Source organism: Hymenobacter segetis (assembly GCF_054776495.1).
Map to the genome: position 1 here is coordinate 1582071 of NZ_BAAHBV010000001.1, position 14304 is coordinate 1596374.

The 14304-nt window shown below is 64.1% G+C and carries 10 protein-coding genes and 1 pseudogene; 6 read left to right on the top strand and 5 right to left on the bottom strand.

Annotated features, from left to right (window positions below; translation table 11 throughout):
* The first annotated feature begins 162 nt into the window (after positions 1-162).
* The 6 genes from ACYU70_RS06640 (at position 163) to ACYU70_RS06665 (ending at position 7538) form a co-directional block, all read left to right on the top strand.
* The gene (locus ACYU70_RS06640; RefSeq protein ID WP_342300354.1) at positions 163-1605 is read left to right on the top strand and encodes a BON domain-containing protein; all 1443 of its coding nucleotides are present in this window, start codon (positions 163-165) and stop codon (positions 1603-1605) included.
* A gap of 75 nt (positions 1606-1680) precedes the next feature.
* Positions 1681-2439 (top strand): porin family protein, encoded by a 759-nt coding sequence (locus tag ACYU70_RS06645; protein WP_342300356.1) that lies wholly within the window; start codon positions 1681-1683, stop codon positions 2437-2439.
* Positions 2440-2590: 151 nt separating this feature from the next.
* On the top strand, positions 2591-4204 hold the full coding sequence (locus ACYU70_RS06650) for a sensor histidine kinase (RefSeq protein WP_460615945.1): 1614 nt from the start codon (positions 2591-2593) through the stop codon (positions 4202-4204).
* The gene (locus ACYU70_RS06655) at positions 4182-5234 is read left to right on the top strand and encodes a response regulator (protein WP_342301417.1); all 1053 of its coding nucleotides are present in this window, start codon (positions 4182-4184) and stop codon (positions 5232-5234) included. The genes ACYU70_RS06650 and ACYU70_RS06655 overlap by 23 nt, the downstream gene beginning before the upstream one ends.
* Positions 5235-5581: 347 nt before the next feature.
* Positions 5582-6520 (top strand): coproporphyrinogen III oxidase, encoded by a 939-nt coding sequence (locus tag ACYU70_RS06660; protein ID WP_342301419.1) that lies wholly within the window; start codon positions 5582-5584, stop codon positions 6518-6520.
* A gap of 61 nt (positions 6521-6581) precedes the next feature.
* Positions 6582-7538: a 1-phosphofructokinase family hexose kinase gene (locus ACYU70_RS06665; protein ID WP_342301420.1), complete on the top strand. Its 957-nt coding sequence runs from the start codon at positions 6582-6584 to the stop codon at positions 7536-7538.
* Between the two features lie 23 nt (positions 7539-7561).
* Here ACYU70_RS06665 and ppsA read toward each other — a convergent pair whose 3' ends face one another.
* The 5 genes and pseudogenes from ppsA to ACYU70_RS06690 all read right to left on the bottom strand — a co-directional run bounded on the left by ppsA (position 7562) and on the right by ACYU70_RS06690 (position 14008).
* Positions 7562-9967 (bottom strand): phosphoenolpyruvate synthase, encoded by a 2406-nt coding sequence (ppsA, locus tag ACYU70_RS06670; protein ID WP_342301421.1) that lies wholly within the window; start codon positions 9965-9967, stop codon positions 7562-7564.
* Between the two features lie 176 nt (positions 9968-10143).
* Positions 10144-12651, bottom strand: a complete 2508-nt coding sequence (locus ACYU70_RS06675) for a cation-translocating P-type ATPase (protein WP_342301422.1) — start codon at positions 12649-12651, stop codon at positions 10144-10146.
* Between the two features lie 136 nt (positions 12652-12787).
* Positions 12788-12904, bottom strand: a pseudogene (locus ACYU70_RS06680) (MBL fold metallo-hydrolase RNA specificity domain-containing protein); the annotation flags it as partial.
* A 464-nt stretch (positions 12905-13368) separates the two neighbouring features.
* The gene (locus tag ACYU70_RS06685; RefSeq protein WP_342301424.1) at positions 13369-13707 is read right to left on the bottom strand and encodes a DUF3885 domain-containing protein; all 339 of its coding nucleotides are present in this window, start codon (positions 13705-13707) and stop codon (positions 13369-13371) included.
* Between the two features lie 67 nt (positions 13708-13774).
* On the bottom strand, positions 13775-14008 hold the full coding sequence (locus ACYU70_RS06690; protein WP_342301426.1) for a hypothetical protein: 234 nt from the start codon (positions 14006-14008) through the stop codon (positions 13775-13777).
* Between the last annotated feature and the right edge of the window lie 296 nt (positions 14009-14304).

Here is a 14304-nt window from a genome sequence, read left to right on the forward strand (position 1 = left end):
CGCTGGTAATTTCAACCAGGTTCCGGGAAGGGGTTTGGGCTGCTGGGCGCGGCCGGTTGCGCTTGCTTTCTCAGGGACAATTGTCGGCGGCAACCACTTGGCAGGCAGCCCCGGCAGCTGCGCTTTCTACGGCTTTCTCCTCACCCTTTTCCCTCCTCCACCATGAGTATCCTGACAACTCCTACCCCCAAACAGCTGTTGGCCGACCACGACATCACGGCCGCCATCGAGCGCCTCTACAGCCGGCGGCAAGGCGTGTCAGCCACCTGGATTGACGTGAGCACCGCCGAGGGCATCGTCACCCTCAAAGGCTTCACCGACAACCTGCTTTCGCTGGACCGGGCCGAGGAAATCGCCAAGCTAGTGCGCGGGGTGCGCGGCGTGGTCAACGAGCTGGAAATCCGCACCACGGAAGTGCCCGATGCCCAGCTGCTCACCGATATCAAGCAGGCCCTGGCCACCAACCCCGCCACCCAGGACTGCCCCATCGAGTGCCGGGCCACGGCCGGCGAAGTGGAGCTGCACGGCACGGTGCGCAGCTGGGCCGAGCGCCAGCAGGTGCTGCGCGTGGTGAAAGGCGTGCGGGGCATCCGCCGCCTCACCGATAGCCTGACCTATACGCCCGCCATCACGCCCCGGCCCGATGAGGAAATGGCCGCCTCCATCCGCGAGCTGCTGCGCTGGAACGTGCGCGTGCACGCCGCCCTGGTGAACGTGACCGTGAAGCAAGGCACCGTGACGCTGAGCGGCGTGGTGGGCAGCGCCCTCGAGCGCAGCGAAGTCATTGCCATAGCCTGGAGCGCCGGGGCAGCCAAAGCCGTGGACAGCAAAGACCTGCGCGTGGAACCCTGGGTGCCCGCCGACGACCTGCGGCAGGACAAGTACGCCTACCATTCGGAAACCGAGCTGGCCCAGGCCGTGCGCGATGCCTTCGTGTACGACCACCGGGTGTTTTCCTTCGAGCCCATGGTGAGCGTGCAGGGCAGCACCGTGACCCTAACCGGCACCGTGAGCAGCCTGGCCGCCAAGCGCGCCGCCGAGCAGGACGCGCGCAACGTGGTGGGCGTGAGCTGGGTGAACAACCGCCTGAAAGTGCGCCCCGCCGGCCCCTTGGAGGACGTGGCCCTGCAACGCAACGTGCAGGCTGCCCTCACCCACGACCCCTACGTGGGCCGCTACCCCCTCACGGCACAGGCCCACAACAGCACCATCAGCCTGAGCGGCAGCGTGCCCACGCACTTCGAGGCCGCGCACGCCGAGCAGGTAGCGGCCGGTATCAGCGGGGTGGTGCAGGTGGATAACCACCTGACCGTGACGGCCAATACGCCGGCCTGGTTTGGACGCCACCCGAACGGCGTGCTGGCCCACGCCGTCAACCTCGACCAGGCCATTGAGCAGGCCATCCGGCAGGAGCTGTACTGGAACGCCTTCCTGCACGACCAGAACATCCAGGTGAGCGTGAAAAACGGCCAGGCCACGCTGCGCGGCACCGTCGAGAGCTGGCACCAGGCCCAGCTGGCCATTCACAGCGCCCTGGCCGGCGGGGCCAGCAGCATCAACAACCGCCTGCGCACGACCGCCGAAGTCGGCTTCAACGGCTACTAAACAACCAGTATGCTCCGGTCCGACCGCCCTGGGGCGGTCGGACCGGCCCGCGCCACTATCTCATTTCGATGCGCCATGAAACCTCTTATTACCCTTCGCCGGCCATTGGCCGGGCTTTTTTCGCTGCTGAAAATGGGCTTGCTGCTGGGGCTGGGCACGGTGCCGCTGGCGGCACAGGCCCAGGACAAAGGCCCGCCCCGCCTGAGCCTGAAGGTCGGCGGCATCTACGCCAACCTCACCGGCGACGACTTCAAACAGCTGGCCGGGCCGGACTACACCACCCGCCTCGGCAATCGGCACCTGGGCTACCAGGCCGGCGCGGCCCTGCGCATTCCCGTTTCCCAGCACGGGGCACTGGCCATTCAGCCCGAACTGCTGCTCAGCATGCGTGGCTATCGCATTGAGGGCGACCGCACCAGCGGCCTGGCCACGGGCGAGGCCTCGTCCTCCTTCACCCAAAAACGGGCACTGACGTACCTCGACCTACCGCTGCTGGCAAACGTGAACTTGCAGGGCTGGTTTTTAGAATTCGGCCCCCAATTCGGCTACTTGGTGCACACCAAGGCGGAAACGACGACCACGACCCGCTTTGCCGACGGCTCGCCGGAAAAATCCACCAGCACCTCCAGCACCGGAAAATCGGATTTGACCCGCTTCGATATCGGCGTCATCGGCGGGGTGGGCTACCAAACCACTGGCGGCCTGAGCCTCGGACTGCGCCTCAACCGGGGGCTGACCGCCGTGCTCGACCCCGCCGGGGCCACCTCCAAACCCAAGGCTTACAATGACGCGCTGATGCTGCAGGCGGCGTATTTATTACCCGCCGGCCGATAGGTATTTCAATCGGTTCAGCCGATGTTTTTTAGCGCGGTGAGGGTGGCGGTTCTACCTGGCGGTATGTGCTGAGAACTAAGCTGAACCTTATTGCATTACTGATATATTTATGATTATTGCAGAAACGTAAGGCACAAGCCTGCATCTGCATATGCCGGCCACATTATACCGTAATCCACTGACGGACATTCTCTTTGAACAAAGCAAGGAGTTTGTGGGGCTGTATCATGTCGAACAGGGTTGGTTCACGCACGTCAACTCGGCGGGCTACCGCCTGCTGGGCTATTCGTCGGCCCAGGCCCTGTACGACGAGCCGGCCCGCACCCTGCGCGCCCGGCAACTCACCCCGGCCGAATGGACCGAGCTCCGCGACCGGGTGCTGCGCGATGGCTCCCACGAATTTGAGGACGAATTGCGCCGGCAGTCGGGCGAGCTGTTTTGGGCCCGGGTCGAGCTAACCTGCCTCGTGGTTGAGCAGCAGACGTATTTTCTCGTGCGCCTCACCGACACCACGCCCCTGCACGTGGCCGAGCACCGGTTGGCCGAAAGCATGGGCCGCTTCGAGGCCGTGGTGAGCCACGCCACCATTGGGATTGTGATGTGCAACCGGGTCGGCGAAATTTTGCTCGCCAACGATAAGGCCCACCAGTTATTTGGCTATCAGAACGATGGCATGCTTCATCAGCGCATCGAAGCGCTGGTGCCCGAAGCCGTGGCCCGCTACCACGAGCAGCTGCGCGATTCCTTCAATGCCCGCCCCGAAACGCGGGCCATGGGCCAGAACCGCGACCTGCTGGCCCGCCGCCAGGACGGCTCAGAATTTCCCGTGGAAGTCAGCCTGAGCTATTTCCGGCTCGAAGAGGAGCTGTTTGTGGTGGCTTACGTCATCGACATCTCCTTCAAAAAAGAGGCTGAGCGGGAGCTGCGGGCCCAGCACCAGCGCATTGCCCGCCTCAATGCCGAGCTGGAACAAAAAGTAACCGACCGCACCCACGCCCTGGCCGATACCCTGAGCCAGCTGGAGCTGCGCACCCGCGAGCTCACCCAGGCCCTGGCCCTGGAGCAGGAGCTCGGCGAGCTCAAAACGCGCTTCGTGGCCATGGCCTCGCACGAGTTCCGGACGCCGCTCACGGCCGTGCTCACGTCGGTGGCGCTGCTCGAAAAGTATGCCGGCCCCGAGCAGCAGGACAAGCGCCAGCGCCATTACGACCGCATTCGGACCTCGGTGATGCACCTAACCGATATTCTGGAGGAGTTTCTGTCGGTGGGCAAGATTGAGGAAGGCCGCCTGGAGGCCCACCCTACCCGGCTGGAGCTGGCCCCCCTGGCCAACGAAACCGTGGCCGAAGTGGAGGGCCTGCGCAAGCCCGGCCAGCACATCATTCTGCAGCTGCCCGCTGCCCTGCCGCCGCTGTGGCAGGATGCCTCGCTGCTGCGCAAAGTGCTGGTCAACCTGCTCTCCAACGCCCTGAAATATTCCCACGAAAACACCACCATCACCGTGCGGGCCACCGCCCAGGAGCACGCCCTCTGCCTCGTGGTGCAGGACCAGGGCATGGGCATTGCCCGCGACGACCAGACGCGGCTGTTCCAGCGGTTTTACCGGGCCCGCAACGCGGCCAATACGCCCGGCACGGGCCTGGGCCTCTACATCGTGGCCCGCTACGTGGAGCTGATGGGCGGCACCATTGCCCTGCAAAGCGAGCTGAACGTGGGCACCACCGTCACCATCACGCTTCCCTATGAAAACCATTCTGCTGATTGAGGACAACGACATCCTGCGGGAAAACACCGCTGAGATTCTGGAGCTGGCCGGCTACGGCGTGCTCACGGCCGAGAACGGCAAAGTGGGCGTGGAAATAGCCCTGGCCACCAAGCCTGATTTGGTGGTGTGCGACATCATGATGCCCGTACTTGATGGCTATGGCGTGCTGCACATTTTCAGCCAAAACCCGCAGCTGGCCGGCGTGCCCTTCATCTTCCTCACCGCCAAAACCGAGCGCACCGACCAGCGCCGCGGCATGGAGCTGGGGGCTGATGACTACCTCACCAAGCCATTCGACGAAACTGAGCTGCTGAGCGCCATCAGCAGCCGCCTCAACCGCTTCCGGCAGCTGCAACCCTCCTACGACCTGCGTGCGCCCGAGGGCCTGGGCGCGTTTCTGGACGATGCCACCGCCGTGGCCAGCCTGCACAGCCTCACCCTGGACCGCCGGCCCCACGCGCTGCGCAAAAAGCAGGTGCTGTATGCCGAAGACGAGGAGGCTACCCGGCTCTATTTTGTGGAGAGCGGGCGGGTGAAAACCGTGCGCCGCACCGCCGGCGGCAAGGAATTAATCACGGGCGTGTATGGCCCCGGCGAGTTTTTTGGCTACCTGCCGCTGCTGCAGCACCGGCCGCACAGCGACTCGGCCGTGGTGCTTGATGATGCCCAGGTGCTCTACATTCCGCAGAAGGATTTTGAGCTGCTGCTCCACTCCCACCCCGACGTGGGGAAGCAGTTTATCCGGCTGCTGGCCGGCCAGGTGGAGGAGCGGGAACAGCAGCTGCTGGGCATGGCCTACGACTCGCTGCGCCGCCGCGTGGCCAGCACCCTGCTGCGCATGCAGGAGCAGGCCGGCGATGGGGCGGCCACCATCCGGTTCTCGCGCGATGACCTGGCCGCCGTGGTCGGCACCACCCCGGAATCGCTGATTCGGACCCTGAGCGAGTTTAAGCAGGACGGCCTGATTGAGCTCACGCCCAAAAGCATTCACGTCCTTCAGCCCGAAAAGCTGCACGCGCCTAACTGGTAGCGGTTTGAGGTAGATGCGGCTTCAGGGCGGTGAATGTAGGGGCGGGGCTTGCCCCCGCCCGGACGTTCGCACCGTTCTAACGACCCCGTTCAAAGACGGGCGGGGGCAAGCCCCGCCCCTACATCGTTCAGGACAGCCCCTTCTCATTTAGCAAACCTGACAGGAATCAGCTGGCAAGGTGATGCGCATCAGGGCAGTATTAGCGAATAGGCAGGAGCTTTGCCCAGTTTACCGGGGGCAATGAATGCTCAGCTTAGCCCGCCGGCCAGGGTGCCCGGCTTGCCGGGGCTGGCTGGCCGGCGGGCATACCGCAGCTTCTGTTATCGTTATAAGTGCATTGCGCAGCCATGAAACAGCAGGTTATTTCGTCATCGGCGTTTGCGCCGCGTCCGGGGGTCGAGAATTGGATGCGAGAGTTCCAGGACTGGCTATGCCACCGGATGGAGATGGCGGATGGCGGCAGCAAGTTTGTGCACGACGAATGGACGCACCCCGGCGGCGGCGGCGGCATCACTTCCGCCCTCCAGTACGGGGCCGTGCTGGAGAAAGCGGGCGTGTCCTTTTCGGCCGTGTGGGACCAGATGAGCGAGCCGATGGCTCGCCAGCTCCAGGTGAAAGACCGGCACTACTACACCGCCGATGTGAACGTGGGCCTGCATCCGCACAGCCCCATGGTGCCCATCTCGCACCTCAACGTGCGGTATTTCGAGACCCGCACGGGCGAGGCCTGGTTTGCGGGCAGCCTCGACCTGACCCCGATTTATGTGGATGTGGTGCAAGCCCGCTGGTTTCACCAGCAGATTCACGCCATGTGTCAGCGCCACGATAACGGCTACTATCCGCGCTTCAAGGCTGGGGCCGATGCTCATTTCTACCTGCCCCACCGGGGCGAGACGCGGGGCGTGGGCGGCCTGTTTTTCGAGCAGCTCATGGTGGAGCGCGACGGCATGTTTGAGGAGCTGCTGGCCTTCGTGCAGGACGTGGGCGAGGTATTCGGCCGCACCTACGGCACCCTCATGCGCCAGAATGCCCACCTGCCCTACGCCGAGCCCGAGAAGCGCTGGCAGCAGCAGCGCCGCGCCCGCTGCGCCGAATTCAACCTGACCGTGGACCGCCCCAGCCGCTTCGAGCTGGCCGCCCACGGTCCGGAGGGTTTCGTCCTCAGCCTGCCCCCCCGGGCCGAGTGGCACAATGCCCCCGCTCCCGCCCCCGGCTCGGCCGAAGCGCGGACCCAGCAATGGCTGCGCCCCGGCGTGGACTGGATAACATCCAGCGGCGCGGCCTGAACGCGCAAAATCTATTTCTTAAGCTAAGCACTCCTATTGCTCCACATCAACCCCACGCCTCATGTCCTTAGTAGCCACCCTCACCCTGAACCCGGCGCTGGACACGAGCACCTCCGTGGCGGGCATCGTGCCCGACCAGAAACTGCACTGCGCTGCCCCCAAAACCGAGGCCGGCGGCGGCGGCATCAACGTGTCGCGGGGCCTGCACCGGCTGGGCACGCCGTCGGTGGCCGTGTACCCGGCCGGCGGGCACACCGGCGCGCTGCTGGAAGCGCTGCTCACGGCCGAAGGCATTGCGTCCTGCGTGATTCCGACCAAAAGCGCGGTGCGCGAAAACTTTGTGGTGGTGGACACCGCCAGCCACCAGCAGTACCGGTTTGGCATGCCCGGCGCGCCGCTCACCGACGCTGAGCAGGGCCAGGTGCTGGAGGCGCTGCACCAGCTGACGCCCCTACCCGATTTCGTGGTGCTGAGCGGCAGCCTGCCGCCCGGCATGCCACCCGCATTCCTGGCCCGGGTGGCCCGGCAGGCCCGCGAGGCAGGCAGCAAGGTGGTAGCCGATACCACCGGGCCGGCCATGCTGGCCGTTATCGAGGCCGGGGCCTACCTCATCAAGCCCAACCTGGGCGAGCTAAGCCAATTGGCCGGCGTGCCCGAGCTGGACAGCGCCGGCGTGGTGGCTACTGCTCGGCAGCTAATTGGCGCAGGCCGCTGCGAAATCGTGGTGGTGTCGATGGGCCCGCAAGGTGCCTACCTCGTTACCTGCGACCTGGAAGACTACGTTTCGGCCCCGGTTGTGAAGCGGCGCAGCACCGTGGGGGCTGGCGATAGCATGGTGGCCGGCATTGTGCACGCGCTGGTGCACGGGCAGTCTCTGCGCGAGGCCGTGCGCCTGGGCGTGGCCTGCGGCACCGCCGCCACCATGAACCCCGGCACCGAACTGTTCCACCCCGCCGACGTGGAAAAGCTCTATCGCTGCCTGCTGCAAGCCATCCCCGCGCCGCATGCCGCCGCCTGAGCAGCGGCCGCCTCGCTCCTGCCCTACGGGTACTCATCGGCCACCATTTCCTCGGCTTTCACCATGTTGGCCATGCCGTTGAGCAGGGCATCGGGGGTGAAGGAAATGCTGTCGATGCCCTGCTCGACCAGGAACCGGGCAAAGGCCGGGTAGTCGCTCGGGGCCTGGCCGCAGAGGCCAATGGGCCGCCCGTGCGCTTTGGCCGTGTGGATGACCTGGGCCAGCAGCCGCGTCACGGCCTCGTTCCGCTCATCAAAGAGCCCGCTCACGATGGCCGAATCCCGGTCCAGCCCCAGCGTTAGCTGCGTTAAGTCGTTGGAACCGATGGAGAAGCCGTCGAACACCGTGGCGAATTCCTCGGCTAGAATGACGTTGCTCGGGATTTCAGCCATCACGTAGATTTCGAGGTTGTCGATGCCCTGGCGCAGGCCGAAATCGGCCATCAGGGCCACCACGCGCTGGCCTTCCTCCACGGTGCGGCAGAAGGGAATCATTGCCTTGATGTTGGTCAGGCCCATGTCGTGGCGCACGCGTTTCAGGGCCTCGCATTCCAACCGAAAACCCTCGCGATACTGCGGGCTGTAGTAGCGCGACGCGCCCCGAAAACCCAGCATTGGATTTTCCTCATCGGGCTCAAACTGCTTTCCGCCCAGCAAATTGGCGTATTCGTTGGTCTTGAAATCACTCATCCGCACGATGACTTCGCGCGGATAAAAGGCCGCCGCCACAAAGCCCAGCGCCTGCGCCAGCTGCTCGATGAAATACTCGGGCTTGCTGGAATAATTGGCGGTGAGGACCGTGATTTCTTCGCGGGCTTTCTCATCCGTCAGCTGGTCGAACGCAACCAGTGCCATTGGATGTATCCGAATGGCGTTGCTGATGATGAATTCCATTCGCAGCAGGCCCACGCCCTGGCTGGGGTAGCGCGCCAGCGTGAGGGCCCGGTCGGGGTCGGCGAGGATGAGCATGGGCTTGGTATGGGGCTTCACGAGGTGTTCCAGGTCGATTTCGGTTTCCTCCCAGGCCAGCGCACCCTCGTAGATGTGGCCCTCGTCGCCCTCGGCGCACGACACGGTAATGCGCTGCCCGTCTTGGATTTTCTGCGTCGCATCGAGCGTGCCCACCACGGCCGACAAACCCAGCTCCCGCGCCACAATAGCCGCGTGGCTGGTGCGCCCGCCCTGGTTAGTCACGATGACGGCCGCCTTCCGCAGCACCGCGTTCCAGTCCGGACTGGTGCTGTTTGTCACCAGGATTTCGCCCGCCTGCAGCCGATGCCCCTCGGCCGGCGAGGCGATGATACGCGCCACGCCCGACACAATCTGGCTGCCCACGGCCTTACCGGTGGCCAGCAGCGGGCCTTTTTCGGTGAGGTGAAACTCGTGCAGGCACAGCGCCCGGCGGCCGTGGTGAATGGTTTCGGGCCGGGCCTGCACGATGAACAAAGCGCTGCTGAGGCCGTCCTTAGCCCATTCAATGTCCATGGGCATGCCGTAGTGTTCCTCAATCAGCAGGCACCAGCGGCCCAGCTGCTCAGCTTCGGCATCGGTGAGCACGAACTGGGCGCGGCGCTCGGCCGGGGTATCCGTGTTTTTGATGCCGGCCGCGCAGGCGGCGAGGCTGGTGGCGTAGCGCATGGTTTTGGCCTTGTCGCCCAGCTTTTTGCGCACCAGGGCGCGCTTGTCGGCGCGCAGGGCGGGCTTGAAGAGGTAGAACTCATCGGGGTTCACGTTGCCCTGCACCACGTTTTCGCCCAGGCCCCAGCTGCCGGTGAGGTACACCAGGTTTTCGTGCCCCGTTTCGGGCTCGATGGTGAAGGCCACGCCGGCCGAGGCCAAATCGGACCGTACCATGGTTTGCACGCCCACCGAAAGCGCCACCTTCATGTGGTCGAACCCGTTCTGCACGCGGTACTTAATGGCACGGTCGTTGAACAGCGACACATAGCATTTCCGGCAGGCATCGAGTACGGCATCGGGGCTGCGCACGTCCAGAAACGAGTCGTGCTGCCCGGCAAAGCTGGCCGTGGGCAGGTCCTCGGCCGTGGCGCTGCTGCGCACCGCCACTTGGATTTCGTGCTCATAACCGTCCTCCAATTGCTGGTAAGCGGCTTCAATGGCAGTGGCTACCGGTGCGGGTAGCGGGGCCACGCTCAGCATCGCCCGCGCCTGACTGCCGATGTCGGCCAGATTGGTAAACTCCTGGGTATCCAGTTGGGCCAGCAGGGCCGTGAGGGGCTCGCGCAAGTGGTTTTCATCCAGAAACAGCCAGTACGCTGCCGCCGTGGTCGCGAATCCATTCGGCACATTGATACCCTTGGCAGTGAGCCGATTGAACAGCTCGCCCAAGGAAGCATTCTTGCCGCCCACCAGCGCCACATTGTCGTTGGTCAATTCCTGAAAAAACAGTGCGAATGGTGCTGGTGCCATGATGCGGAGGGAAAAAACAGGGGTTGGAAAAATGACCGGGCACACGCCACGCACGGCGCAAAGCGGCCCTTCATTACGCCCAAAACTATCTGCTGCCTGTTCGGCCCGCACTGCGTTTTCTTACCCTTCAGCCTGATTAAAATCATGGCCTGAAACACTTGGCTGCCAATTGAAAATCAACCTTTTGCCTGAATCCGCAGCAACTTATACACCTCCACCCAGCCCGCGCCCAGCAGCGCCGCCAGCCCGCACCAGCCCAGCTCGACCAGCGGCACCGGCGCGAACTCAAACAGCTCCCGCGCGGCCGGCAGCCACAGCGCCGCCAGCAGCAGCGCCAGCGTGAGGCTCAGCATCAGCCAAAGCAGGCGGTTGGGCACCAGCAAAGTGCGCCACACCGAATGAGTGAACGAGCGGTTGACCAGCGTCAGGACGATGTTGCTGAGCACCAGCGTAGCAAAAACCAGCGTGCGGACTTCCGCCACGGGCCGGCCCCTATGCATGGCCACGAAGTACACGCCCAGCACGGCGGCGGCAATGCCGAGGCCCTGCACAATGCTGCGCCCCAGCTCCCGCCCGCCCAGAAACGTGGTGCTGAGCGGGCGCGGCGCGGCCTGCATCTGGCCGGCTTCGGCGGGCTCATTTTCGAAGGCGATGGAGCAAGTGGGTCCCATCACCAGCTCCAGAAAAATGACGTGCACGGGGTTCAGCAGGTTGGCGAATTTCCAGCCGGCCAGCAGCGGCACCGCCACCGTGAGAATAATGGGAATGTGAATGGAAACGATGTAGGAAATGGCCTTTTTGAGGTTCTGGTAGATGCGGCGGCCCTGCGCGATGGCCGTCACCATGCTGCCCAAATCATCATCGACGAGCACCAGCGAGGCGGCCTGTCGGGCTACTTCGGTGCCGCGACGGCCCATGGCCACCCCAATGTGGGCGGCCTTGAGGGCGGGGCCGTCGTTCACGCCGTCGCCGGTCATGGCTACCACTTCGCCATTGGCTTTCAGGGCTTCCACCACTTTTAACTTGGCTTCGGGAAACATGCGGGCGAACACGGCCGTGCCTGGCACCCGCTGCCGCAGCGCGGCCTCGTCGAGGGCCAGCACGTCGGCCCCGGTCAGCAAGGTGTCGGCCCCCGGCAGGCCCACCTGGCGGGCAATGGCCTGGGCAGTTTCGGGGAAGTCGCCGGTTATCATCTTCACCTGAATCCCGGCTTTAGCAAAGCAGTCGATGACCTTCGAGGCGTTGGCCTTGGGCGGATTTTCCAGCGCCACCAGGCCCAGAAACGACCAGTCAAAATCGTCCTGACTGGCCGGAAAACAGCCCACCTCCGGGCAGCGGGCCTGCGCCACGCCCAGCACTCGCAGGCCCTGCGCCGAGAGCTGCTGCGTGATTTCCCGCACCCGCGCCGCCACGGCCGGAGCCGGCCGGCATAAGGCCAGAATGTGCTCCACGGCCCCTTTGCCGGCCACTACCGGGTTGCCGGCCTGGGCGCGGCGTACGTGCGTCATCATGGGCGGGGTGCCGGCCAGCGGGTACTCGTGCACCATGGGGCAGGCGATGGAAGCCAGCACCGGGTCGGCCACCGCGAAGGCTTCGGTGATGGCTTTTTCCATGAAGTCGAACGGCTCGGTTTCGCTGGCCCAGCGGGCGTGGGCCAGCACAGCAGCGGCCGTATCGGACAGCGGGCCGGGCACGGGCACGAGGGCATCGGTGCTGCCATCGTAGAGCTGGGCCACGCGCATGCCCTGCTGGGTGATAGTACCGGTTTTGTCCACGCAAATCACCGTGGCCGAGCCCAGGCTTTCCACGGTTTGGGGCTGCTTGGTGAGCACGCCTGCCCGGCTCAGACGGGCCGCGCCCAGCGCCATGAAACTGCTGAAGGCCACCGGAATTTCCTCGGGCAGAATGGACATAGCCAGCGTGAGGCCGAAAAGCAAGGCCGTAACCCAGTCGCCCGACCGCGCATAATTGACGCCCCACACCAGCGCAAAAGCCCCGAGCCCCACCCAGGCCATGCGCCGCACAAACTGGCTCACCTGCAATTGCAGCGGCGTTTTCTCGCTGGCAATGGTATCGAGGCTGCGGCCGATGCGGCCCAACTCGGTGTGCTCGCCCACGGCCGTGAGCGTGAGCCAGGCACTGCCCGAAGCGGCACTGGTGCCGGCAAAAACCGGGTCGCCGGCCGCTTTGGCTACCGGCACGGCCTCGCCGGTGAGGATGGCCTCGTCGGCCGCGAAATCGTTGGCGGCATCCACGGTGCCGTCGGCGGGCACGCGGCTGCCTTCCTCCACCAGCACGGCATCGCCCACCACCAGGGCTTCGATGGGCACGGTGGTCAGGGCACCGTTGCGCCAGGCTTTGGCCTGTGGCTGGGTCAGGTCGCGCAGGGCGGCCAGGGCGCGGTCGCTGCGCAGGCTTTGGTACACCGAAATGCCCGCCACCGCCAGCAGCGCCACGATAAGCGTGATGGCTTCCTCGGTGCGGCCCATGCCGAAATACAGGCCGCAGGCCGCCAGCAGCAGCACAAACATGGGCTCGGTCACCACTTCCTTCAGCGTGAGCCACAGGCCCGAGCGGCGGGTGGCGGCAAACACGTTGCGCCCGTGCGCCGCCCGGGATTGGGCAACGGCTTCTTCGGACAGGCCGGGCGCGGCGAGTGGGGCAGACGGGGCAGATTTTACCATGACTATTTCAAGTATATAACCCTGATTTATTGCTACTTATTCAGCCTCGTTATTAAAACCAAACCGCCTCGCAGGGTGGGGCTGCGGGGCGGAAAGAGAAGCGCTTCATCGGCTGCGGATGAAAAGAAAGATGGTATCAAGCCAGACCAGGGCGGCTGGCCCGGGGTGCAAACGTGCGCTGGGATAGGGCCGGAAACTGGTCGAGCCAGCGCAGCAACTCCGATAAGTCGGCGTGGGCCGAGAAGGCTTGAAGCGGAAATGCACGGGCAGCAGTCCCCGAATATCTTCAACTCCTTCCCACCGACCAGAAATCACTGAGTAGCATTCATCACCGTGGAATAGAGCTGATTTGCGCCACAATATTCGTCAGCCCACGCGCCCTGCTCCATGACAAAAATCAAGGCATCGGCTAATAATGAACAGGGCGTTGGCGAACGACGGGCCGGTTCTTCGAATTCGGGTTTTGCCTTTTTCCGGCTGGGTTATGTCTCCTCGCCGGCTCACGCCTGAAATGGCCTGTCATCGCAGTGGGCCGAGCCCACTTTTTGCGGGCATCCGGGCACGACTATCACCCGCGAACTGCCGGTGGTGCTGCACAAGCACGAAACTGAGGCCTTGCGCCAGTTGGATTTACACTTCAGCAAAAAATTAGAGCGGGTCCGGGACCTAATGGTCGCGCAGATATTTTCCGGATTGCGCTTTTCGGACCTGATTCGTTTACGCAAGGACCATTTGCAGAAAGGACATGTGGTCATTCGCATGCAGAGCGCCGTCGGCCGCAAACGACTCGGGCTCGGGCCGGGCACGGTCGACGAAGTCGTATTCGCCCGTGACTAGGAACAGCTCGGCGGGTTTGCCCACCAAGTCGGCGAACACGGCAAGATGGCGGCGCAGCAGTTCGTGCCAGTCCGCGGCGGCGGCCGGGTAGCGTTGCCCCTCGGGTAGGCTGTAGAGCCGTAGCCACCGGCGGGGATAAGTCGTGCGCAACAAATGGCCCAGGGGCACCGCCTTGGGGTACGTGGCGCGCCAGTAGGCGTCGAAGTCAGTGGCCAGCATGCGGGACTTTTTAGGTAAGGTAGTCCATTTGCTCGTTTTCCGACTCCGACCCTTTAGTTAAATGTGGCTACGCGTGGTCCACGAAACAGATAACTCCCAAGGCCGTGGCTTGCTCCCACACAGCTGCAGCCAACGACACGGGCAGGGCGAGCACCACCGGCTCTTCCTCGAGCACTTGGGTTTTGATGCGCCACGCTTCCGCCAGCCCCAGACCCGCCACATCGTGCAGCAGCCGCGCAAACCGGAGGGATTTCATTCCCTCGCGCCAGCCCGAAAACGTTATTTTTACCTGGGGTTCCAATGACGAAGTGCAGTGAGTCGTTCCGGTGAATGTACACCCGGGCCATTACATCACCGGTTTTGCTATTCGGACCCTTTGGCTAAACACCTCATTTTACCTTTTTGCCCCTTTGCATGCCAGAAATTGCCGGGCTGCCCCATTTCTTTTAGTGGCCAAGTCAGGTATGGCCAACGTAGCTTGCCACCGGCAACACGTATCCGACACGTAGCAGCGCCACGACCGCCTCGACCCACACGAGGACGGCTTCAACCAGGACCATTTGGGCGGCATCTACTCCCGCCAGAAAGGCAGGCGCA

Bases quoted from the DNA above. Each gene is read 5' to 3' on its own strand.
- ACYU70_RS06675 (WP_342301422.1), bottom strand. From the start codon at position 12,651: ATGGTAAAATCTGCCCCGTCTGCCCCACTCGCCGCGCCCGGCCTGTCC.
- ACYU70_RS06665 (WP_342301420.1), top strand. From the start codon at position 6,582: ATGTCCTTAGTAGCCACCCTCACCCTGAACCCGGCGCTGGACACGAGC.
- ppsA (WP_342301421.1), bottom strand. From the start codon at position 9,967: ATGGCACCAGCACCATTCGCACTGTTTTTTCAGGAATTGACCAACGAC.
- ACYU70_RS06640 (WP_342300354.1), top strand. From the start codon at position 163: ATGAGTATCCTGACAACTCCTACCCCCAAACAGCTGTTGGCCGACCAC.
- ACYU70_RS06685 (WP_342301424.1), bottom strand. From the start codon at position 13,707: ATGCTGGCCACTGACTTCGACGCCTACTGGCGCGCCACGTACCCCAAG.
- ACYU70_RS06650 (WP_460615945.1), top strand. From the start codon at position 2,591: ATGCCGGCCACATTATACCGTAATCCACTGACGGACATTCTCTTTGAA.
- ACYU70_RS06655 (WP_342301417.1), top strand. From the start codon at position 4,182: ATGAAAACCATTCTGCTGATTGAGGACAACGACATCCTGCGGGAAAAC.
- ACYU70_RS06660 (WP_342301419.1), top strand. From the start codon at position 5,582: ATGAAACAGCAGGTTATTTCGTCATCGGCGTTTGCGCCGCGTCCGGGG.
- ACYU70_RS06645 (WP_342300356.1), top strand. From the start codon at position 1,681: ATGAAACCTCTTATTACCCTTCGCCGGCCATTGGCCGGGCTTTTTTCG.